This is a genomic window from Pseudomonas sp. 44 R 15 (assembly GCF_900004965.1).
Classification (GTDB): domain Bacteria; phylum Pseudomonadota; class Gammaproteobacteria; order Pseudomonadales; family Pseudomonadaceae; genus Aquipseudomonas; species Aquipseudomonas orientalis_A.
In genome coordinates this window covers 1-21,496 of the sequence record NZ_CVTU01000023.1, presented here as the reverse complement: position 1 = coordinate 21,496, position 21,496 = coordinate 1, and the positions used below count along the sequence as shown (strand labels likewise).

The 21,496-nt window shown below is 62.0% G+C and carries 23 protein-coding genes and 1 tRNA gene; 8 read left to right on the top strand and 16 right to left on the bottom strand.

All coding sequences use genetic code 11. The annotated features are described in order from the left end of the window. Positions 1 to 8: 8 nt before the first annotated feature. The 4 genes from BFP93_RS01810 to BFP93_RS01795 form a co-directional block, all read right to left on the bottom strand. Positions 9 to 83, bottom strand: a tRNA-Gln gene (locus tag BFP93_RS01810). A 37-nt stretch (positions 84 to 120) separates the two neighbouring features. Continuing rightward, positions 121 to 924 carry a 4-(cytidine 5'-diphospho)-2-C-methyl-D-erythritol kinase gene (gene ispE, locus BFP93_RS01805; protein ID WP_240997008.1) on the bottom strand — a complete coding sequence of 268 codons (804 nt, stop codon included), beginning with the start codon at positions 922 to 924 and terminating at the stop codon, positions 121 to 123. A gap of 49 nt (positions 925 to 973) precedes the next feature. Continuing rightward, positions 974 to 1,591 carry a lipoprotein insertase outer membrane protein LolB gene (gene lolB / locus BFP93_RS01800; RefSeq protein ID WP_065891723.1) on the bottom strand — a complete coding sequence of 206 codons (618 nt, stop codon included), beginning with the start codon at positions 1,589 to 1,591 and terminating at the stop codon, positions 974 to 976. A 4-nt stretch (positions 1,592 to 1,595) separates the two neighbouring features. Next, entirely contained in the window at positions 1,596 to 3,320 is a 1,725-nt protein-coding gene (locus BFP93_RS01795; RefSeq protein WP_065891722.1) for a tetratricopeptide repeat protein, read from the bottom strand. 316 nt (positions 3,321 to 3,636) lie between these two features. Between BFP93_RS01795 and hemA the strand changes: the two genes are divergently transcribed. From hemA to BFP93_RS01765, 6 genes are all read left to right on the top strand, one after another. Further along, the gene (gene hemA / locus BFP93_RS01790) at positions 3,637 to 4,926 is read left to right on the top strand and encodes a glutamyl-tRNA reductase (protein WP_065888037.1); all 1,290 of its coding nucleotides are present in this window, start codon (positions 3,637 to 3,639) and stop codon (positions 4,924 to 4,926) included. After that, positions 4,923 to 6,005 (top strand): peptide chain release factor 1, encoded by a 1,083-nt coding sequence (gene prfA / locus BFP93_RS01785; protein WP_065891721.1) that lies wholly within the window; start codon positions 4,923 to 4,925, stop codon positions 6,003 to 6,005. Before hemA ends, prfA begins: the two co-directional genes overlap by 4 nt. Next, the gene (gene prmC / locus BFP93_RS01780) at positions 6,006 to 6,836 is read left to right on the top strand and encodes a peptide chain release factor N(5)-glutamine methyltransferase (RefSeq protein WP_065891720.1); all 831 of its coding nucleotides are present in this window, start codon (positions 6,006 to 6,008) and stop codon (positions 6,834 to 6,836) included. It begins immediately after the preceding gene. After that, positions 6,830 to 7,585, top strand: a complete 756-nt coding sequence (locus BFP93_RS01775; protein WP_065891719.1) for a molybdopterin-synthase adenylyltransferase MoeB — start codon at positions 6,830 to 6,832, stop codon at positions 7,583 to 7,585. Before prmC ends, BFP93_RS01775 begins: the two co-directional genes overlap by 7 nt. Beyond that, a complete protein-coding gene (murI, locus tag BFP93_RS01770; protein WP_065891718.1) occupies positions 7,578 to 8,372 on the top strand; it encodes a glutamate racemase in 795 nt (264 codons plus the stop codon). Before BFP93_RS01775 ends, murI begins: the two co-directional genes overlap by 8 nt. A gap of 99 nt (positions 8,373 to 8,471) precedes the next feature. Continuing rightward, positions 8,472 to 8,990, top strand: coding sequence for an acyloxyacyl hydrolase (locus BFP93_RS01765; protein ID WP_065891717.1), 519 nt, complete (start codon positions 8,472 to 8,474; stop codon positions 8,988 to 8,990). A gap of 153 nt (positions 8,991 to 9,143) precedes the next feature. Here the strand turns inward: BFP93_RS01765 and BFP93_RS01760 are convergent, their stop codons facing one another. The 12 genes from BFP93_RS01760 to BFP93_RS01705 form a co-directional block, all read right to left on the bottom strand. Then, positions 9,144 to 9,449: a YkgJ family cysteine cluster protein gene (locus BFP93_RS01760; protein WP_065891716.1), complete on the bottom strand. Its 306-nt coding sequence runs from the start codon at positions 9,447 to 9,449 to the stop codon at positions 9,144 to 9,146. A 54-nt stretch (positions 9,450 to 9,503) separates the two neighbouring features. Further along, the gene (locus BFP93_RS01755; protein ID WP_065891715.1) at positions 9,504 to 10,013 is read right to left on the bottom strand and encodes a DUF2878 domain-containing protein; all 510 of its coding nucleotides are present in this window, start codon (positions 10,011 to 10,013) and stop codon (positions 9,504 to 9,506) included. Further along, a complete protein-coding gene (locus BFP93_RS01750) occupies positions 10,006 to 11,277 on the bottom strand; it encodes an SAM-dependent methyltransferase (protein WP_065891714.1) in 1,272 nt (423 codons plus the stop codon). Before BFP93_RS01750 ends, BFP93_RS01755 begins: the two co-directional genes overlap by 8 nt. After that, positions 11,264 to 12,073 carry a DUF1365 domain-containing protein gene (locus tag BFP93_RS01745; RefSeq protein WP_065891713.1) on the bottom strand — a complete coding sequence of 270 codons (810 nt, stop codon included), beginning with the start codon at positions 12,071 to 12,073 and terminating at the stop codon, positions 11,264 to 11,266. Before BFP93_RS01745 ends, BFP93_RS01750 begins: the two co-directional genes overlap by 14 nt. Next, positions 12,070 to 13,317, bottom strand: coding sequence for an NAD(P)/FAD-dependent oxidoreductase (locus BFP93_RS01740; protein WP_065891712.1), 1,248 nt, complete (start codon positions 13,315 to 13,317; stop codon positions 12,070 to 12,072). Before BFP93_RS01740 ends, BFP93_RS01745 begins: the two co-directional genes overlap by 4 nt. Continuing rightward, positions 13,314 to 14,096, bottom strand: coding sequence for an SDR family NAD(P)-dependent oxidoreductase (locus BFP93_RS01735; RefSeq protein ID WP_065891711.1), 783 nt, complete (start codon positions 14,094 to 14,096; stop codon positions 13,314 to 13,316). The genes BFP93_RS01740 and BFP93_RS01735 overlap by 4 nt, the downstream gene beginning before the upstream one ends. Then, positions 14,093 to 14,515 carry a nuclear transport factor 2 family protein gene (locus BFP93_RS01730; protein WP_065891710.1) on the bottom strand — a complete coding sequence of 141 codons (423 nt, stop codon included), beginning with the start codon at positions 14,513 to 14,515 and terminating at the stop codon, positions 14,093 to 14,095. Before BFP93_RS01730 ends, BFP93_RS01735 begins: the two co-directional genes overlap by 4 nt. Continuing rightward, positions 14,508 to 15,950: a deoxyribodipyrimidine photo-lyase gene (phrB, locus tag BFP93_RS01725; protein WP_065891709.1), complete on the bottom strand. Its 1,443-nt coding sequence runs from the start codon at positions 15,948 to 15,950 to the stop codon at positions 14,508 to 14,510. The genes BFP93_RS01730 and phrB overlap by 8 nt, the downstream gene beginning before the upstream one ends. Beyond that, positions 15,951 to 16,880 carry a MerR family transcriptional regulator gene (locus BFP93_RS01720; protein ID WP_065891708.1) on the bottom strand — a complete coding sequence of 310 codons (930 nt, stop codon included), beginning with the start codon at positions 16,878 to 16,880 and terminating at the stop codon, positions 15,951 to 15,953. Between the two features lie 3 nt (positions 16,881 to 16,883). Then, complete coding sequence (locus tag BFP93_RS01715; RefSeq protein ID WP_065891707.1) at positions 16,884 to 17,843, bottom strand: YbgA family protein; 960 nt, start codon at positions 17,841 to 17,843, stop codon at positions 16,884 to 16,886. Positions 17,844 to 17,957: 114 nt separating this feature from the next. Continuing rightward, positions 17,958 to 18,173 (bottom strand): TIGR02450 family Trp-rich protein, encoded by a 216-nt coding sequence (locus BFP93_RS01710; protein ID WP_065891706.1) that lies wholly within the window; start codon positions 18,171 to 18,173, stop codon positions 17,958 to 17,960. Next, on the bottom strand, positions 18,170 to 19,156 hold the full coding sequence (locus BFP93_RS01705; protein WP_065891705.1) for an NAD(P)/FAD-dependent oxidoreductase: 987 nt from the start codon (positions 19,154 to 19,156) through the stop codon (positions 18,170 to 18,172). Before BFP93_RS01705 ends, BFP93_RS01710 begins: the two co-directional genes overlap by 4 nt. A 212-nt stretch (positions 19,157 to 19,368) precedes the next feature. Between BFP93_RS01705 and BFP93_RS01700 the strand changes: the two genes are divergently transcribed. Next, a complete protein-coding gene (locus BFP93_RS01700; RefSeq protein ID WP_065891704.1) occupies positions 19,369 to 20,268 on the top strand; it encodes a TIGR01777 family oxidoreductase in 900 nt (299 codons plus the stop codon). Positions 20,269 to 20,282: 14 nt separating this feature from the next. Next, on the top strand, positions 20,283 to 21,308 hold the full coding sequence (gene hemH, locus BFP93_RS01695; RefSeq protein WP_065891703.1) for a ferrochelatase: 1,026 nt from the start codon (positions 20,283 to 20,285) through the stop codon (positions 21,306 to 21,308). Positions 21,309 to 21,496: the final 188 nt, after the last annotated feature.

The following is a 21,496-nucleotide window of genomic DNA, read 5'->3' as shown; positions in this document are numbered from 1 at the left end:
TTAGAAAATGGCAGGGGCGGCTGGATTCGAACCAACGCATGGCAGGATCAAAACCTGCTGCCTTACCGCTTGGCGACGCCCCTGTATCTGTTGCAACGAGTGCCTAACACTCGATTCCTTTTAGAGCAGATTTTGCAGCTTGCGATGCAACATCGAAACGTTGCTTCCCTTTGCTACAAACCCTGTAAGGGTCTCTGTAAGAAGGGCCGAGACTTTATCAGCTTCAGCTTTGCTTGGGAAGCCCCCAAACACACAACTTCCAGTTCCGGTTAATTTTGCTTCGGTAAATTTACCTAACAAATTCAAAGCGTTACGTACCTCTGGATAACGCCTTGCTACAACCGGTAAGCAGTCATTTCGACTGTTTCCCTTGGGAACGGGGCGCACTTTAATGGGAGAAGAGTTACGTGTCAACAACGGATCTGAAAAAATTTCTGCTGTACTTACAGATACTTGCGGCACAAGCACGAGATACCACGGCTCTTCGGGGTCTACAGGGGTCAGTTTCTCCCCCACACCCTCGGCAAATGCGGCATGCCCACGCACGAAAACCGGGACGTCGGCACCGAGCGTCAGGCCCAGCGCGGCCAGGCGATCCTGGTCCCAGCCCAGCTGCCACACGTGGTTGAGCCCGAGCAATGTCGTGGCGGCATTTGAGCTGCCGCCGCCGATGCCGCCGCCCATGGGCAGGATTTTATCGATCCAGATATCAATGCCGAGTGGGCAGCCCGATTGCTGCTGAAGATTTTTCGCCGCTTTCACGATCAGGTTGCTGTCGTGGGGCACGCCTGCAAATTCGGTGTGCAGCTTGATCACGCCATCGTCACGCACGGCGAACGTCAGTTCATCGCCGTAGTCGAGAAATTGAAACAGCGTCTGCAACTCGTGGTAGCCGTCTTCACGGCGACCAAGGATGTGCAGCATCAGATTGAGTTTGGCGGGGGAGGGCAGCGTGAGTTTTGCGACTGTCACGTTATTGCCCCAGCTTGCGCGGTTGCCAGTCCTTGATCACCAGCGTGACGTCAAGGTCGGTGCCGTGCAGTTTGATGCGCTCGGGCAGCCAGTAACCGTTCTGTTGCACGTAGCTCAGGTACTCGACCTGCCAGCCATCCTGTTCCAGGGAGGCCAGGCGACTGTCGCCATTGAGGCTCAAGCGGCTTTTGCTGTCCGGCGCCGGGAGTCCGCGCACCCACCACACCAGGTGCGAGACCGGCAGTTTCCAGCCGATCTGCTGCTCCAGCAGTTCTTCCGGGGAGGTCGCTTCGTAGCGGCCCTGGTTGGCCACTTCAAGGCTCACTTGCCCGGGGCGCCCGGTCAAGCGGGCCGCACCGCGACCCAGCGGGCCGGAGAGGCGAATATCGTAGTAATCCTGGCGCTGCAGCCAGAACAAGGTGCCGCTGCCGGAATCCTTTGGCGCGCGCACCCCGACCTTGCCTTCGATCTGCCAGCCGTCGATGCTGCTGAGCTGGTCCTTGTGCTGTTGCCATTGTGCCGGGTTGCCCTGGCCTTCAACGGATTCGCGGGAACCAAAACCCGCGCAACCGGCGAGCAGGGCGATGAAACTGAAAACGATAACGTGGCGCAAAAACATAAGCTTATAGGGTCTCGGATCCGGTCAGGCGCTTGATGGTGCTGCGCAGGATAGGGCTTTCGGGTTGTTCCTTGAGGAATTTTGCCCAGATCTGTCGCGCTTCGCGTTGCTTGCCGTTGGCCCACAACACTTCGCCCAGGTGAGCGGCGACTTCATGGTCGGGGAAGCGCTCCAGGGCCTGGCGCAGCAAGCGCTCGGCCTCGTCGAGGTTGCCCAGGCGATAATTGACCCAGCCCAGGCTGTCGAGCACGGCCGGGTCTTCCGGGTTGAGCTTGTGGGCCTGTTCGATCAGCACCTTGGCTTCAGCGTAGCGCGTGGTGCGGTCGGACAAGGTGTACCCCAGGGCGTTGAGGGCCATGGCGTTGTCCGGGTCGCGCTTGATGATCAGGCGCAGGTCTTTTTCCATCTGCGCCAGGTCATTGCGTTTTTCCGCCTGCATGGCGCGGGTGTAGAGCAGGTTCAGGTCGTCGGGGTATTGCAGCAACGCCTGTTGCAGCAATTTCCAGGCGCGTTCGCCCTGTTTGTTGGCCGACAAGGTTTCGGCCTGGATCAGGTACAGCTGGATCGCGTAGTCCGGTTCGGCATCGCGGGCGGCGGCCAGGCGTTTCTCCGCTTCATCCGTACGACCGTTGCTGATCAGGATATCGGCCTGGCGCAACTGGGCCGGCAGGTAGTCATTGCCCGGGCCGACCTGGGCGTACTCAAGCAGAGCCGCTTGTGGGTCGTTGCGCTCTTCAGCGATGCGGCCCAGGTTCAGGTGCGCCGAATCCACATGGCTTTCGCGTGCGACCAGCTCTTCCAGGTAGCCCTTGGCCTCGTCCCAGGCCTTGGCTTCCAGGCACACCAGTGCGAGGGAGTAGCGCAGTTCGTCGTCGTCCGGGTACTGCTGGACCAGGTTGGCGAACTGCACTTTGGCGTCTTCCATGCGGTCCTGCTCTACCAGCATCCGCGCATAAGTCAGGCGCAGGCGCTTGTCGTCCGGGTACTTCTTGATACTTTTTTCCAGCAGCGGAATCGCTTCCTTGCCGCGGTTGAGGTTCTGCAGCAGGCGCGCACGCAGCAGGATCGGTGCGATTTCACCGTCTTCCGGCGGGTTCTGCTCGAGCAGCTTGAGGGCGGCGTCGGCTTCATCGTCCTGTTGCAGCAACAGGGCTTTGCCGAAAATCAGCTGGCTGTTCTTCGGATGCTTTTGCAGCAGGCGGTCGAAACTCTTCATCAGGCCATTGCGCGTATCCGGGTCGGTATCGGCAGCCGACAGTGCCAGGAAGTCGAAATGCGTGTCGCCCTTGCCCTGCAAGACTTTTTCCATGTAGACCATGGAGTCGTCATAGCGCCCGGCGCGTGCCAACTGCACGGCGGCTGCACGTTGAGCCTCCAAGTCGTCCGGGGCGTTTTTCGCCCAGATCAACGAGGCGTCCAGCGCGGCCTGGTCGGCCCCCAGGTACTCGGCGATGCGAAACGCGCGCTCCGAGATACCGGGGTCCTGAGTATTGATGGCCTGGGTGACGTAGTTGTCCAGCGCAATATCGAAGCGATTACGCTGGCCGGCCAGTTCTGCGGTCAGCAGGCTGTAGACCGTTTCTTCGCTGAACGAGGAATAAACCTTGGGCTTTTCAGGGACGGGGGTGCTGTCTTCCACCGGCTGTGCAGCGTCCGGCGGCACGGGTGCCATGGCCTGGCAGCCGCTGAGGAAGACAAAAGCAAGGAGCAACGCGGAAGATCTATTCATATAGGAAGAGGACGACTAACCTGCGGTCGGATCATCATGACACAAGCCTTCGGCCAAACATAACCGGGGCACTCGGAATACGACTATTGCTGCCTTTTGCCTTTCCTTTGTAGGAGCGAGCTTGCTCGCGAAAAACCTGAGAGCGCCGCTGAGCTCCAGGCTTCCCGCGTTATCGTTGACGATTTTCGCGAGCAAGCTCGCTCCTACAAAGTGGCATTGATAGGCATAAGGTATAGGGACAATAGACGACGGTGGTTGTTCTGGATCTTTCGAAGTAGGACAATTGTCGGCTTCCCGACATCATCAGCGATATTGAATGGCCTTCCTCGCACTCGGTATTAACCACAAGACTGCCTCAGTAGACGTGCGCGAGCGCGTGGCGTTTACGCCGGAGCAGTTGGTTGAGGCCTTGCAGCAGCTCTGCCGGCTCACCGACAGTCGCGAAGCTGCGATCCTTTCGACCTGCAATCGCAGCGAGCTTTATATAGAGCAGGAGCATCTCTCGGCGGATGTCGTGCTGCGCTGGCTGGCCGATTATCACCATTTGGACCTCGACGACCTGCGCGCCAGCGCTTATGTGCATGAAGAGGATGCGGCCGTTCGTCACATGATGCGCGTGGCGGCCGGTCTCGACTCGCTGGTGTTGGGTGAGCCGCAGATTCTGGGCCAGATGAAGTCAGCCTATGCCGTGGCCCGCGAGGCCGGCACCGTCGGCCCGCTGCTGGGGCGTCTGTTCCAGGCCACCTTCAATTCCGCCAAGCAAGTGCGCACCGACACGGCCATCGGCGAGAACCCGGTGTCCGTGGCGTTTGCCGCCGTCAGCCTGGCCAAACAGATTTTCAGCGACTTGCAGCGCAGCCAGGCGCTGCTGATTGGTGCCGGCGAAACCATTACCCTGGTCGCCCGCCACCTGCATGAGCTGGGCGTGAAGCGTATTGTGGTGGCCAACCGCACGCTTGAGCGCGCGAGCATCCTCGCCGAGCAGTTCGGCGCCCATGCCGTGTTGCTGTCGGACATCCCGGCCGAACTGGTGCGCAGCGACATCGTCATCAGTTCCACCGCCAGTCAGTTGCCGATCCTGGGCAAAGGCGCGGTCGAGAGCGCGTTGAAGCTGCGCAAGCACAAGCCGATCTTTATGGTGGATATTGCCGTTCCCCGGGATATCGAGCCTGAAGTCGGCGAGTTGGACGACGTTTACCTCTATAGCGTCGATGATTTGCACGAAGTGGTCGCCGAAAATCTCAAGAGTCGCCAGGGTGCTGCCCAGGCCGCCGAGGAAATGGTCAGCATCGGCGCTGATGATTTCATGGTGCGCCTGCGCGAGCTGGCGGCGGTGGATGTGCTCAAGGCGTATCGTCAGCAGGGCGAACGCCTGCGCGATGAGGAACTGATCAAGGCCCAGCGGCTGTTGGCCAATGGCAGCAGCGCCGAGGAGGTGCTGATGCAGCTGGCCCGTGGCCTGACCAACAAGCTGCTCCACGCGCCCAGCGTACAGTTGAAAAAGCTTACCGCCGAAGGCCGCCTCGATGCGCTGGCCATGGCCCAGGAACTCTTTGCCCTCGGTGAGGGCGCGTCAGATAGCTCTTCGGATAAAAAACCGCAATGAAAGCGTCACTGCTCAATAAACTGGATGTGCTCCAGGACCGTTTCGAAGAACTGACCGCCTTGCTCGGCGATGGCGAGGTCATCTCCGATCAAAGCAAATTCCGCGCCTATTCCAAGGAATACGCCGAAGTTGAACCGGTCGTGACCACCTACAAAGACCTGCTGAAAGTGCAGGCCGACCTCGAGGGCGCCCAGGCGCTGCTCAAGGACAACGACCCGGACATGCGCGAAATGGCCGTGGAAGAAGTGCGCGAGGCCAAGGAAAAACTCGCCGAACTGGAAGGCGACCTGCAACGGATGTTGCTGCCCAAAGACCCTAACGATGGACGCAACGTGTACCTCGAAATCCGCGCCGGCACCGGCGGCGACGAGGCGGCGATTTTCTCCGGCGACCTGTTTCGCATGTACTCGCGTTACGCCGAGCGTCGCGGCTGGCGTGTGGAAATCCTGTCCGAGAACGAAGGTGAGCACGGCGGCTATAAAGAAGTCATCGCACGGGTTGAAGGCGATAACGTCTACGGCAAGCTCAAGTTCGAGTCCGGCGCGCACCGTGTGCAACGCGTCCCGGCGACGGAGTCCCAGGGCCGTATCCACACGTCGGCCTGTACCGTGGCGGTGTTGCCCGAGCCGGACGAGCAGGAAGCGATCGAGATCAACCCGGCGGACTTGCGCGTCGACACCTACCGCTCGTCGGGCGCGGGCGGCCAGCACGTCAACAAGACCGACTCGGCGATCCGTATCACCCACTTGCCGTCGGGCATCGTGGTGGAGTGCCAGGAGGAACGTTCCCAGCACAAGAACCGTGCGCGGGCGATGTCCTGGCTGTCGGCCAAGTTGAATGACCAGCAGACCAGCGCCGCCGCCAACGCGATTGCCAGCGAGCGCAAGTTGCTGGTGGGCTCGGGCGATCGCTCCGAACGCATCCGCACCTACAACTTTGCCCAGGGCCGGGTCACCGACCATCGGGTCAACCTCACCCTGTATTCCCTGGATGAAATCCTGGCCGGTGGCGTGGATGCGGTGATCGAGCCGCTGCTCGCCGAATACCAGGCCGATCAATTGGCGGCGATAGGTGAATAAATGACCATCATTGCCAGCCTGTTGCGCGCCGCCGACCTGCCCGACTCGCCCTCCGCGCGCCTGGATGCCGAGCTGCTGCTGGCCGCTGCCCTGGGCAAGTCCCGCAGCTACTTGCACACCTGGCCGGAAAAGATCGTCAGCAGCGAGCACGCCCTGACGTTTGCCGACTATCTGCAACGCCGTCGCGGCGGTGAGCCGGTGGCCTATATCCTCGGCCAGCAAGGCTTCTGGAAGCTGGACCTGGAGGTCGCGCCCCACACGCTGATCCCGCGTCCGGACACCGAGCTGCTGGTGGAAACCGCCCTGGAATTGTTGCCGGTCCTGCCCGCCAAGGTCCTGGACCTGGGCACCGGCAGCGGTGCCATCGCCCTGGCCCTGGCCAGTGAGCGTGCAATGTGGCAGGTCACGGCGGTCGACCGCGTGCTGGAAGCCGTGGCCCTGGCCGAGCGCAACCGCCAGCGGCTGCACCTCAATAATGCGGTGGTGCTCAACAGCCATTGGTTCGACGCGCTGCAAGGCCATACCTATGACCTGATCATCAGCAACCCGCCGTATATCGCCGCCAACGACCCGCACCTGGCCGCAGGCGACGTGCGCTTCGAGCCGGCCAGCGCACTGGTGGCCGGCCATGACGGGCTGGACGACCTGCGCCTGATCATCCAGCAGGCCCCGGCCCACTTGAATGCCGGCGGCCGTCTGTTGCTGGAACATGGCTACGACCAGGCCGCTGCCGTGCGTGACCTGTTGCTCAGTGAAGGCTTTGAACAGGTGCACAGCCGTATCGACCTCGGCGGCCATGAACGTATCACCCTGGGACGCCGCCCGTGCTGAGCGACCACGAGCTGTTGCGCTACAGTCGGCAGATTCTGTTGCAGCAGGTCGACATCGACGGCCAGTTGCGCCTGAAAAACAGCCGCGCGTTGATCGTCGGCCTGGGAGGGCTGGGTGCGCCGGTCGCGCTGTACCTGGCCGCCGCCGGGGTCGGCGAGCTGCATCTGGCGGATTTCGACACGGTCGACCTGACCAACCTGCAACGCCAGATCATCCATGACACCGACAGCGTCGGGCAGACCAAGGTCGATTCGGCCCTGCGTCGGCTGAGCGCCATCAACCCCGAAGTCACACTGGTCGCCCATCGCGCCGCGCTGGATGCCGACTCATTGGCCGGGGCCGTTGCAGCGGTGGATGTGGTACTCGATTGCAGCGACAATTTTTCCACCCGCGAAGCGGTCAACGCTGCCTGTGTTATTGCCGGCAAACCGTTGGTCAGTGGCGCGGCGATTCGCCTTGAAGGGCAGTTGTCGGTCTTCGACCCACGGCGCCCCGAAAGCCCCTGCTACCACTGCTTGTACGGGCACGGCAGCGACACCGAACTGACCTGCAGCGAAGCCGGCGTCGTCGGCCCGCTGGTGGGGCTGGTCGGCAGCCTGCAAGCGTTGGAAGCCTTGAAGCTGCTGGCCGGCTTTGGTGAGCCGCTGGTAGGGCGCTTGTTGCTGATCGATGCGCTGACCACGCGGTTTCGTGAGTTGCGGGTCAAACGCGACCCGGCTTGCAGCGTGTGCGGGACGCACCATGCTTAAGGACGCGCCCGTCGGTGTGTTCGATTCCGGGGTCGGCGGCCTGTCGGTACTGGACGAAATCCAACAGTTATTGCCCCATGAGTCACTGTTGTACGTGGCCGATTGCGGGCATATCCCCTATGGCGAGAAAACCCCGGCCTTCATTCGCGAGCGCTCGCGGCGGGTTGCCGAGTTTTTTCGCGAGCAGGGCGCCAAAGCGTTCGTGATTGCCTGTAACACTGCCACGGTTGCCGCCGTTGCCGATTTGCGCCAGGACTACCCCGATTGGCCCTTGGTCGGCATGGAGCCTGCGGTAAAACCGGCGGCTGCCGCGACGCGCAGTGGCGTGGTCGGCGTGCTGGCCACCACCGGCACCCTGCAAAGCGCCAAGTTCGCCGCCTTGCTCGACCGCTTCGCCACTGACGTGCGGGTGATTACCCAGCCATGTCCGGGCCTGGTGGAGCTGATTGAAACCGGTGACCTGAACAGCCCGGCCCTGCGCCAGTTATTGCAGGGCTACATCGAACCGCTGCTCAGCGCCGGTTGTGACACCATCATCCTCGGCTGCACCCACTATCCCTTCCTCAAGCCGCTGCTGGCGCAGATGCTGCCCGCAAGCATCATCCTGATCGACACCGGCGCCGCCGTCGCGCGCCAGCTCAAGCGTCTACTGGGTGAGCGGGACTTGCTGGCCGGCTGTGCACCTCGCCCTGCGCAGTTCTGGACCAGCGGTGATGTCATTCACCTCAGAAATATCCTACCGACACTTTGGAAATATCCTGGAGTTGTGCGAAGCTTCGCCTCGTGAAAATTTCGTGAAATCTCGCTGAACTTCTGGCTCTACGCTGGCTTCTATTGCGAGATGGCCTGTAAATAATCAATAACTTCGTTCGCAAAGGTAGTTTCTATGAAGCGCTTGTTCTGTATGGCTGCTATTGCGGCTGTGATGGTGGGACACTCTATTACCACCCAGGCCGCCGGCCTGGAGTTCGGCCTGGGCAGCACCAGCGATTCAACGCTGACGTACCGTCTGGGCCTGACCTCCGATTGGGACAAAAGCTGGATGCAGAGCAATGTCGGTCGCCTGACAGGCTACTGGAGCGGCGCTTATACGTATTGGGAAGGTGATGACCGCGCAGGCGCCAGCAGCCTGTCGTTCTCGCCGGTGTTTGTGTATGAGTTTGCCGGGGAATCGGTCAAACCTTACATCGAGGCCGGGATCGGGGTGGCGTTGTTCTCGCGCACCCAACTGGAAGACAACAACATCGGCCAGTCCTTCCAGTTCGAAGACCGCCTGGGTTTCGGCCTGCGGTTTGCCGGCGGGCATGAAGTGGGTATTCGTGCCACGCACTATTCCAACGCCGGTATCAGCAGCAATAACGATGGGGTAGAGAGCTACGCGCTGCACTACACCATGCCGTTGTAAAAGCACACTGCAAAACCAATGTGGGAGGGGGCTGGCCCCCGATGGCGTTGTGTCAGTCACCTATAATTTGACTGACCTGCCGCTATCGGGGGCAAGCCCCCTCCCACATTTGGATCTGGAGCTGGCCAGCCAGCTACTGTACTCATTTGAGTATCAGCGATACACCGTGGCAATGCCTGCACGCTCTTCAAGGCACTCCGGTGCCCCCATCTCGAATTCCCTGCATATCAACGGCCGAAGCTCATAGATCGTGCACATCATCGTGTCCCGGTCCAACGCCGCACACCAGCCATCATCCAGGCGCAGCATCACTTCGCCGCCCCAGTCATCGGTGTCGATATAGCGCGGCGGCACACCGGTGTCGGTGATCAGCATCACTTCCAGCTGGCAGCAGCAGGCTGCGCACGTCGAGCAGGTGACGGCGGGTTCAGTGATTTGGGTGTGAGGGATGTTGGTCATAGGCCGGCAGCTTCAAGCTTTAAGCGGCAAGCTGCAAGCAGAAGCCGACCGGCTTCATCTTTTAAGCGTTGTTGGAAGTTCGCCGCTTGTGGCTGCGGCTGCCAGCAGCGGGAAAACCACGGCCCAGAGTACCGCCAGCCCGGCCATTGTCGGCCCCAGGCCATAGCCGAACTGCACGCCGGCCAGTTGGCTGCCGGCGTAATACGACAGCGGTCCGCCCACTGCGCCCAACAGCGCGGCGCGCCACCAGGGGCGGGCGCTCCAGGCCAGGCAATGGCGCAAGGTGGTGCCCAGCAAGGCCCACAGCAACATCAGCCAGAAGGGAATCAGCGGCCCCGGCTCGCTGAAGTGGAAAACCCCGAGGGTGCGCAACAGCGTGTCGAGCAACGTGCCGGCGAGTGTCACGCCGATGATCAGCGCGCCTTCATCGGTCAATGAGCTGATCCACAGCAGATGGATGAGCAGTACCGCCAACCCTGCCAGCAACCACGGGCTGTCGCCGCCGAGCACACAGGCAAACCAGCCGCATTGAAACAGCGCGGCGTTGGCCAGGGATTTAAGCATTAAAGCGCCCGAGCAACGGCGGGTTGATGGCTGCGGGCTTGGCCAGCAGCAACTGCGCGGTGCCGATCGTACGCTCCATGAAGCCGCCTTCGCAGTAGCACAGGTAGAACTCCCACAAACGCAGGAAGTACTCGTCGTAGCCAAGCTCCGCCAGGCGCCCATGGGCCCCGCGAAAGTTGTCATGCCACAGGCGCAGGGTGCGCGCGTAGTGCAGCCCGAAATCCTCCATGTGCAGCAGGTTCATGTCGGTGTCGCGGCAGACGATCTGCAGCATGTTCTGCACGCTGGGCAGGGCGCCACCGGGAAAGATGTAGCGCTGGATAAAGTCGACGCTGTTCCTGGCCTGCTCATAACGTTGTTCGCGGATGGTGATGGCTTGCAGCAGCATCAGGCCGTCGGGTTTGAGCAAGTGCGCGCACTGTTTGAAATACGTGGGCAGGAAGCGATGGCCCACCGCTTCGATCATTTCGATGGACACCAGCTTGTCGTACTTACCGGTCAGGTCGCGGTAGTCCTGCAGCAACAATGTCACCTGCTCTTGCAGGCCCGCCGCTTCGATGCGCTGCGCGGTGTAGGCGAACTGTTCCCTGGACAGGGTCGTGGAGGTGACCTTGCAACCGTAATGCTGCGCCGCGTACAGCGCCATGCTGCCCCACCCGGTGCCGATTTCCAGCAGATGGTCGGTAGGCTTGAGCGACAGTTTCTGGCAGATGCGTTCCAGCTTGTTCAGTTGCGCCTGTTCCAGGGTGTCGTCGGCGCTGAGAAATTGCGCCGCCGAATACATCATGGTCGGGTCGAGAAACTCCTGGAACAGGTCGTTGCCCAGGTCGTAATGGGCTTCGATGTTCTTTCGCGAGCCTTTGCGTGTGTTGCGGTTGAGCCAGTGCAGGCCCTGGGTGAACGGCCGCGCCAGGCGAGCCAGGCCGCCCTCCATGGCATCGAGCACGTCCAGGTTGCTGACCATCACACGCACCACGGCGGTCAGGTCCGGGCTGCTCCAGTAGCCGTGGATAAACGCTTCGCCGGCGCCGATCGAACCGTTGGCGGCCACCAGGCCCCACACCGCCGAGTCGAGGATCTGGATTTCCCCCAAAAGATGCGCTTCCCGTGCGCCGAAAACGTGTCGCTCGCCGTCCTCGACGATCACCAATTGGCCGTGGCGCAATTGGCCGAGTTGGCGCAACACGCCCTTGCGCAGCAGCGCAGCGGTCATGCCATTGACGTTCAGGCGATGGGTCTTGACCGATAAGCTAGGGGATTTCATGGCGGCGATCCTTGGTATACCCGACGGCGGTGCTGGAGGCGCCATCGGCGGCCCGGTGGGAAAAAATCGGTGTGCGTTTGAGCAACAGGCGCATGGCCTGCCAGTAAATCGCCAGGCAGGTCTTGGCGGTCATCCACGGAAAGCGCCATAGATAACGATGCAGACTGGCGCGGTTCAGGGCTTCTTTTTGCAGGCTCAAGGTGGCGTCGAAGACTTTATCCGCGCCCTGCCAATCGGCCATGTGCACGCCGAGCCTGGCGCCGGGCGGGCTGAAGCTCATGCGGTATTCCAGGTCGCGCGGCAGAAACGGCGACACATGGAACGCCTTGGCCACGGCGAAGTGCTGGTGCTCATCGGCGCCCAGTGCCTGGGCCGGCAGCACGTAGTGATAGCGCTCGCGCCACGGGGTGTTGGTGACTTCGCACAGGATCGCCGCCAGTTGCCCGTCGGCTTCGAAGCAATAGAAGAAGCTCACCGGATTGAATGCCAGGCCCCAGCTGCGCGCCTGGGTCAGCAGACAGATAGCACCCTGTGGCGTGCGTCCCAGGGCCTTGCCGACTGCATGGCGCACCGCATCGCTCAAGGACATGCCGTGGCGAGTGAACGCGCGCAGGTAGTCCTGCTGGCGAAAGCCGAAGGGCGCCAGGCGGCTGCTGCCTGCCAGGGGCGAGAGCCCGAGCACGGCGTCCTGTTCGCTGAGGTCCAGGTACAGCAGGCCGATGCGGTAGCGAAAGGCATGGGCCTTGGGCGTAAACCGGCGATGGGCGATCCAGCCGCTGTACAGGGCGCTGTTCACAGGGTTTCCCCAAACGCCTGGGCCACGCGCAGGGCGCTGACCACGCCGTCTTCATGGAAACCATTGGCCCAATAGGCGCCGCAGTAGAACGTGTTGCGCGCGCCGTGCAATTCTTCCCAACGCGCCTGTGCGGCCACCGCCGCCAGGCTGTATTGCGGATGGGCGTAGGTGTAGCGCGCCAGGATCTTCAGCGGGTTGATCACCGATGTCTGGTTGAGGCTCACGCAAAAGGTGGTGGCGCTGTCGATGCCTTGCAGGATGTTCATGTCATAGGTGACGGCGGCCTGCTGCTGTTGATTGCCGCCCAGCCGGTAATTCCAACTGGCCCAGGCCAGCTTGCGGTCGGGCAGCAGTCGTGTGTCGGTGTGCAGCACCACGTCGTTGTCGGCATAGGGCAGGGCGCCGAGGATCTGTCGTTCGGCCTCGCTCGGGTCGGCGAGCAATGCCAGGGCCTGGTCGCTGTGGCAGGCGAACACCACGCGGTCGAATGTCTCGCTGCCGAGCGGGCTGTGGATAACCACGCCGTCGTCGGTGCGTTGCACCTTATGCACAGGACAATTGAGGCGTACCTGTTCGCGAAAGCTGCGGGTCAAGGGCTCTATATAGCGGCTGGAGCCTCCTTCGATCACGCACCATTGCGGACGGTTGCTCACCGACAGCAGGCCGTGGTTCTTGAAGAAACGCACGAAGAACTGCAGCGGGAACTTGAGCATATCGGCCAGGGACATCGACCAGATCGCCGCGCCCATCGGCACGATGTAGTGGCGGATAAACCGCGGGCCGTAGCCGCCGGCTTCGAGATACTCGCCAAGGGTCATGTCGGCGTTGATGCGCTGCTCTTGCAGATCCAGCGGCGCCTGGCGGTTGAAGCGCAGAATATCGCGCAGCATGCCCCAGAACCCCGGCGACAAAATATTGCGGCGCTGGGCAAACAGGCTGTTGAGGTTATTGCCGTTGTATTCGAATCCGGTACTTTCATCGCACACCGAAAAACTCATTTCGGTGGGTTTGAACGTGACCCCGATCTGCCCCAGCAGGCGGATAAAGTTCGGGTAGGTCCAGTCGTTGAACACGATGAAACCGGTGTCCACCGCATAGCTTTTGCCGTCGACCGTCACGTTGGCGGTATGGGTATGCCCGCCAAGGCAGTCACCGGCTTCGAACAGCGTGATGTCGTGACGACGGCTGAGCAGGTAGGCGCTGGTCAGCCCGGCGATGCCGCTGCCGATAATGGCGATCTTCACAGGTCGTCCTTTTGCGGCGGTGGGCTGCGCAACATGCGTTTGCCGATGATCAGCTGTGCGCGGTTAGGCAGCTTCGACAACGGCCACAGGGTAGCGATGAACAAGGCCGGAAAGGCGATCTCCAGGGGGCGCTTTTCCAGCTTGGCGAAGATATGCCTGGCGGCCTTGTCGGCGGGCCAGCTCAGGGGCATGGGGAAATCATTGCGTTCGGTCAGTGGCGTGTCGACAAACCCCGGACTGATCACCGTAACGTCGATATTCTCCGGCGACAGGCCGATGCGCAGGGACTCGAACAAATAGCGCAGCCCCGCCTTGGAGGCGCCATAGGCTTCAGCGCGGGGCATGGGCAGGTAGGTCACGGCGCTGGCCACGCCCACCAGGTGCGGCGTACGCCCGGCACGCAACAACGGCAGTGCCGCTTCGATGCAATAACTGCTGGCCAGCAGGTTGGTGCGCACCACGTGTTCGATGATCGACGCATCGAACTGCCGGGCGTCGACATATTCACAGGTGCCGGCGTTGAGAATCACCGTATCCAGCGAGCCCCAGACTTCGCTGATCCGTTTACCGATTTCGCGTACGGTCTGGCTGTTGGTCAAGTCGCCGGCCACCACCAGCACTTGCCCCGGATAACGCTGGGCGAGCGCCTCCAGCGGGCCCTTGGTGCGCGAGCTGAGCGCCACATGGGCGCCGCTGTTGAGCAACTCCACGGCGAGCGCGGCACCGATGCCACTGCTGGCGCCGGTCAACCAATAACGACGGGGCGGTGTCAGGCTCATCCGATTCTCCTTTTCAGCCAACTGATGACGCCGCCGAGGACCGGCAGGTGTTCATAAAGCAGAGCGCCGGCATCGAAATAATCGCGGTGTCGGTAAACCTTGTCGCGCCACATCAGGTGGGAACAACCTTGCACACTGATCAGCTCGCCGCCGTCCAGGCGCGGGTGACGAAAGTTCATGGTCCAGCGCAGGTAGCCTTCGCCTTCGGCCGTTTGGTCGAAGCCGTGGAAATCAAAGTCCAACTGGTTGACGTTGCTGTACAGCTGCGCGAAGTAGCGATGCAGCTCGGGCAGGCCGTGGACTTCATGCAGCGGGTCGGCAAACACGATGTCGTCGCTGTACAGGCTGTCGAGCAGGTGCAGGTTGTGCTTGTTCAGCGTGGCAAAGGTGTGGCCGAAATGGCGCAGGAAGTCACTCATGCTCGGCTATCTCCTGACGCGAAGGCAGGCTGCGAAAGGCGGCGAGGGCGCGCTCGCGGGATTTCTTCAGGTCGACGATGGCGCGCGGGTAGTCGGCCACACCGAACAGCCCGCCGGCCGCTTCGGGGTTGTGCACTTCTTTTTTATTCAGCGCGGCCAGTTCCGGCAGCCAGTGCTTGATGAACAACCCTTCGCTGTCGAATTTTTCCGACTGGCTCAGCGGGCTGAAAATCCGGAAATACGGAGCCGAGTCGGTACCCGTCGAGGAACTCCACTGCCAGCCGCCATTGTTGGCCGCCAGGTCGCCGTCGATCAGGTGTCGCATGAAGAAGCGCTCGCCTTCGCGCCAGTCGATCAGCAGGTTCTTGGTCAGGAACATCGCCACCACCATGCGCAGGCGGTTGTGCATCCAGCCGGTTTCCAGCAGTTGGCTCATGGCCGCATCGATGATCGGCAAGCCGGTGCGCGCCTGTTGCCAGGCGGCCAGGTCCTCGGGGGCGTCGCGCCAGGCCACCGCCTCGGTTTCGGGGCGGAACGCACGGTGACGGGAGACGCGCGGGTAGCCCACGAGGATGTGTTTGTAGAATTCGCGCCACAGCAGTTCGTTGATCCACGTGATCGTGCCGATGTCGCCGCTTTCGAACTCGCCCTGATTGGACTGCAGCGCGGCGTGCAGACACTGGCGCGGCGACACGACCCCGGCGGCAAGGTAGGCGGACAACTGGCTGGTGCCGGGCTTGGCGGGAAAGTCGCGCTCGTCCTTGTAGTAACTGATCTGCTCATCGGCGAAGGCGTCGAGGCGCCGGCGTGCTTCGTTTTCACCGGCCGGCCAGAGGGCGCGCAAGCTTTCACTGGGGGGCGCGAAACCTTCAACGCGGGTGGGGATGGCATCGCTTTGCAGGTCCAGCACGGCCTGGGCCTTGGGGCTTGCCACCAAAGGCGGCAAGGCGCTGTGCAGACGGGTGTAGCAGACCTTGCGGAACTGGCTGAACACTTGAAAGTAGGTGCCGGACTTGGTCAACACACTGCCCGGCTGGAAGAACAGCTGGTCGAGGTAGCTGTGGAAGGTCACGCCGTCTGCTTCCAGGGCCCGGGCCACGGCGCTGTCGCGACGGCTCTCGTGGATCCCGTATTCCTCGTTGACGTGCACCGACTCGACCTTGAGCTCCCGGCATAGCTGGCTCAATACGCCTGGCGCCTGCTCCCAGGTGTCGGCGTGGCGGATCAGCAGCGGGATGTTCACGTCTGCGAGCGCTTGCTCTAACGCTTGCAGGTTGCGCAGCCAGAAATCCACCTTGCACGGCGCATCATCGTGGGCCAGCCATTGTTGCGGGGTGATCAGGTAAATGGCCGCGACCGGGCCTCGCTGGCTGGCGGCAGTCAGGGCGGTGTTGTCGTGAAGGCGCAGGTCGGTGCGCAGCCAGATCAAGTGCATTTAGACGATTCCACGCTGGATCAATATCTGGTGGGCCGCCAACGGGTCTTCGGCGACGAACAACTCGGGGATGTCACGGGTTAGTACGGCCAACTCGGCGTGGTGGATGCAGACCGCCGGTCCGGCAATCAATATCGGGCAACCAATGCCCGCCAGCAGTTTCGTGAGTGCCGCGACCTGCAGCGCCTTGCTGGAATACAGCAATACGGCGCGCGGTTGCAGGTGTTCCACCGCCAGCGCCAGTTCGCCGGGGGGCAGCGGCCAGTCGAACACCTCCACCGGGCAGTCGGCGCTGCTGGCCAGCCAGGCGCTGAGCCACAGGTGCGGCTCCAGGAGCAAGTCGGAGTGGTTGACCAGCAGCAGCGGGGCGCCGTGGAGTTGCCGGTTGTTGTGGTAAATGCGCGCGCCGAACTTGCTGCGCAACCAGGACAGGAAAAATACCCGCTCCATCTGTGCGCCGAACTGACCCTGCCACTTCTGTTCGAGTTCGCTGAGCAGTGGCAGCATCAATTGCTCGCACAAGGTGCGTGGCGGATAGAGCGCCATGGCCTGGTTGAAGGCATCGTCGACCCGACGTTCGGCCAGCTCAGCGATGGCCGTCAGTAAGGTTTGGCGCAAGGTGTGCCATTCGTTTTCCATCGGTTCGGGGGAGGCTTGGGCGGAGTCGATCAAGCCTTTTACCTGGCTGACCGGCACGCCGCGATTGAGCCAGGTGAGGATGGCATGGATGCGTTGCACGTGGTCGGCGCTGAACAAGCGATGCCCCTTGGGCGTGCGCTGGGGCACGATCAGGCCGTAACGGCGCTCCCATGCGCGCAGGGTCACGGCATTGACGCCGGTCTGGCGCGCCACCTCGCGGATCGGCAGCCAGCCATTTTGCAGGGCTTGGGCGATGTCTTCGCCGGGTTCGTCTTGCAGGGCAACTGTCATGGTCTAGATCGCATTGCGCAGGCTGAGGTTTTCCGGGTGCGGTTGCAGGTAGGCCTGCTGCGCAATGTAGCGGTCCGGGTGTTGACGAAAGTGATGCTTGAGCAGCGTGAGCGGCACCACCAGCGGCACGATGCCTTGGCGGTACTGGCTGATGACGGTTTGCATTTCCTGTTTGTCATCGGCGCTGATCGCCTGCTTGAGGTAGCCGCTGATGTGTTGCAGCACATTGGTGTGGGTGCCACGGGTAGCGCACTTGGTCAGGCCGGTCATCAGTTCGCTGAAGTAGCAACTGGCCAATTCGTCCAGGTGGGTGTCCTTGGTCATGCTGCCCAGCAGGTGGCCGAGGCTTTTGTAATGCGCCGGGCTGTGGGCCATCAACAAGTATTTGTAGCGCGAATGGAAGGCCAGCAGGCGGTGACGCGTCAGGCCTTCGGCGAGCAATTGTTGCCAGCTGGCGTAGACGAATACGCGGGTGAGGAAGTTTTCACGCAATACCGGATCATTCAGGCGACCGTCCTCTTCCACCGGCAGGTTGGGGTGGCGCGCGCAGAACGCCTGGGCGTAGATACCGCGCCCGCCGCCATCCACCGGTGCGCCGTTCTCACGGTACACCTTGACCCGCTCCAGGCCACAGGAGGGCGACTTCTGCATAAAGATGTAGCCGCACAGGTCGGTGTGCTCGGCCGCCATCTGCTGGCCGTATTCATCCAGCGGCTGGGTCACGTTGAGTTCGCGGTGCACGGTGCCGACCGCCTGGGGGTTGGCCGGGTCGCCGACCAGGCGAATGGTTTCACGGGGAATGCCCAGGCCGATGGCGACTTCGGGGCACAGCGGCACGTAGTCGAAGTAGTCGGCCAGGGTCTGGGTGCACAGGAGGGATTGCTTATGCCCGCCGTTGAAACGCACGTTTTCGCCCAGCAGGCAGGCGCTGATGCCGATTTTGGGTTTCACGGAATGGGGCATGGGTAAACCTCTGCGAAATTCCTGTACAGTTTTTTATCCCTGTACAACTAAATCTCATCATAGATTTGATCTTGTACAAGTCAATAATTTTGTATAGGTATTTTTCGCCCGGATTTACGTCCAGCCCATTTTCCAGCGTTCAGGGTTCTGCAGGGCCTGCCATGGGAGGCGTTCGCTGCGCCGGGTCATCACCGCTTGCAGTTCGATTTCCAGCACGGTGCCTTCCTCGTCACGGAACAGCTCGGTGACGAGGAAGTGTTTTTCCTTGTTTTTCGGGGCGGTCGCGGTCCATTTCGACAGCAGCAGTTTGGCCGGATTCAAGCGGTTCATTGCAGGTGCTCGATCAACCGTCGCGCCGCCTCCTGGCCGCTGAGCCAGGCGCCTTCGACGCGCCCGGACAGGCACCAGTCGCCGCAGACGAACAGGCCCAGGTCGGCATCGGCCAGCACCCCGAACTCATGACTGCTGGACGGCCTGGCGTAGAGCCAGCGGTGGGCCAGGCTGAATGACGGCGCGGGCATGGCGCAGTGCAGCAATTCGGCGAAGGCGCCGTGCAGGTGTTCGATCACGGCTTCCCTGGGCAGGTCCAGGTGCGCCTTGCTCCAGGTGCTGGTGGCATGCAGCACCCAGGTGTCGAGGCTGACGTCACGCCCGGGTTTGCTGCGGTTGCGCGCCAGCCAGTCGAGGGCGCTGTCTTGCACGAAGCAGCCTTCCATCGGCGTATCCAGAGGCGTGTCGAAGGCCAGGGCGATGGCCCAGGTCGGCTCCATTTTCACCCCGGCCACGGCGCTCGCCAGCTTCGGTGCGGCGGCCAGCAGGGTGGTGGCCTGGGGCGCCGGCGTGGCGATGATCACATGGCTGAACGGGCCGTGACTGCCGCCATCGGCATCGAGCAGGTTCCAGTGCTGGGTACCCTGGAATACTTCGGTAATGCGGCAACCGAACTCCACCGGCAGGTCATCGAGCAGGGCGCGGGTAATGGCGCTCATGCGCGGGGTACCCACCCAGCGGATCTGTTCATCGGGGGAGGGCGTCAGCTGGCCGGCCTTGAAGTTGTACAGCTGGGGTTTCCACTGTTCGGCCCAGCCGTGGCTTTGCCAGCGCTGCACCTCGTTGACGAAGCGCCGGTCGCGGGCGGTGAAATATTGAGCGCCCATGTCCAGCGCGCCGGCGTCGCTGCGCTTGCTGGACATACGGCCGCCGCTGCCGCGGCTTTTATCGAAGAGGTGTACAACGTGCCCCGCGTCTCGTAACGCTCGGGCGGCGGAGAGACCGGCAATGCCGGCACCTATGATCGCGATGGGGACAGTCATGGGAGGCCTCGTTTACCTTTGGGTACAGACTACGCCGTCACCAATAGCTGTACAATATTGTTTTTTGGTATAAGTTTTGGCGTGCCTGATTGTGTAGCGTGACCTATGGTTAAGCCAACAGGCTAAACGATCGTCACGCTCGAATATCAAATCGATCCCTGCTTATAAAATAGACCAGTGAGCGGCGGCGAACGTTACATGAGGAGAGTCCCATGCATATTTTGCTGACCGGCGGTACCGGCTTGATCGGCCGTCAACTGTGCCGGCACTGGCTTGCCCAGGGCCATCGCTTGACCGTGTTGAGCCGTACCCCTGAATCCGTGGCGCGTATTTGCGGCGCGCAGGTGCTGGGCGTTGGGCGCCTGCAGGACGTGATCGGCGCGGTGGACGCGGTGGTCAACCTGGCCGGTGCGCCGATTGCCGACCGTCCCTGGACTCACAAGCGCAAGGCATTGCTGTGGAGCAGTCGCATCAGCCTGACCGAAAGTCTGCTGGCGTGGCTGGAACGCCTGGAGCAGAAACCGGCGGTGCTGATCTCGGGTTCCGCCGTGGGCTGGTATGGCGACGGCGGCGAGCGCGAACTGACTGAAGACAGCGGCCCGGTGCAGGATGATTTTCCCAGTCAGTTGTGTATCGCCTGGGAAGAAACCGCCGCGCGTGCCGAGGCCTTGGGCATTCGCGTGGTGCTGGTGCGTACCGGCCTGGTGCTGGCGGCCGAGGGCGGCTTTTTGTCGCGCCTGTTGCTGCCGTTCAAACTGGCGCTGGGCGGGCCGATCGGCAATGGCCGCCAGTGGATGCCATGGGTGCATATCCGCGATCAAATCGCCCTGATTGATTTTCTTCTGCACAAGGCTGACGCCCGTGGTCCTTATAATGCCTGCGCGCCACACCCGGTGCGCAACCGCGAGTTTGCCAAGACGCTGGGCCAGGTGCTGCACCGTCCCGCGTTCATGCCGATGCCGGCCTTTGCGCTGAAGGTCGGGTTGGGCGAGTTGTCGGGTTTACTGCTTGGCGGGCAAAAGGCACTGCCTGAGCGGCTGCTGGCCGCAGGTTTCACTTTCCAGTTCACTGAATTGCGTGCGGCCCTGGACGACTTGTCCAGCCGCCTCTAAAGATAGGATGTTGCATGACCGATCACGCGTTGTTACTGGTCAACCTGGGCTCGCCAAAGTCCACTTCGGTGGCCGATGTGCGCAGCTACCTCAATCAGTTCCTGATGGACCCTTATGTCATCGACCTGCCGTGGCCGGTGCGTCGCTTGCTGGTGTCGCTGATCCTGATCAAACGCCCCGAGCAGTCGGCGCATGCCTATGCGTCCATCTGGTGGGACGAAGGCTCGCCGCTGGTGGTCCTCAGCCGTCGCCTGCAGCAGCAGATGACCGCGCAATGGACCCAGGGCCCGGTAGAACTGGCGATGCGTTATGGCGAGCCATCCCTTGAAACGGTGCTGACGCGCCTGGCCGCCCAGGGCATTCAGAAAGTGACGTTGGCGCCGCTGTACCCGCAGTTTGCCGACAGCACCGTGACCACGGTGATAGAAGAAGCCAGGCGCGTGGTGCGCGACAAGAAACTGAAGGTGCAATTCTCCATCCTGCAGCCGTTCTACGACCAGCCTGAGTACCTCGATGCCCTGGCCGCCAGTGTACGGCCGCATGTGGAACAGGCTTACGATCACCTGCTGTTGAGTTTCCACGGCTTGCCCGAGCGTCACCTGACCAAACTCGACCCGACCGGCCAGCATTGTTTCAAGGATGCCGATTGCTGCAAAAATGCCTCGCCTGAGGTGCTTGCCACCTGTTATCGCGCGCAATGCTTCAGCGTTGCCCGCGATGTGGCCGAGCGGTTGGGGCTGCCGGATGGCAAGTGGTCGGTGGCGTTCCAGTCGCGCCTGGGCCGCGCCAAGTGGATCGAACCCTACACCGAGGCGTGTCTTGAGGCATTGGCGCAGCAAGGCGTGAAAAAACTGCTGGTGATGTGCCCCGCGTTTGTCGCCGATTGCATCGAGACCCTGGAAGAAATCGGTGATCGCGGGCTGGAACAGTTCCGTGAGGCGGGAGGCGAGGAGTTGATATTGGTGCCGTGCTTGAACGATGACCCGCAGTGGGCGGCGGCGCTCAATACCCTCTGCGAAAGAGCGCCGGTTACGCTGTAATCACGCCTTGCGGTGATCCAATTGTGGGAGGGGCGGTGCGACGATTCGACTTGCCCCCGATGGCGGCCTCTGGGCCGACCAGGATGTTGGATCTGATCGAGTACATATCCGTTTCTGCGGTAACGGCCACTTAGGGTTCCGCCCTGACGGCGGCTCACTTTTGAAAAGCGCAAAAGTAAGCAAAACGC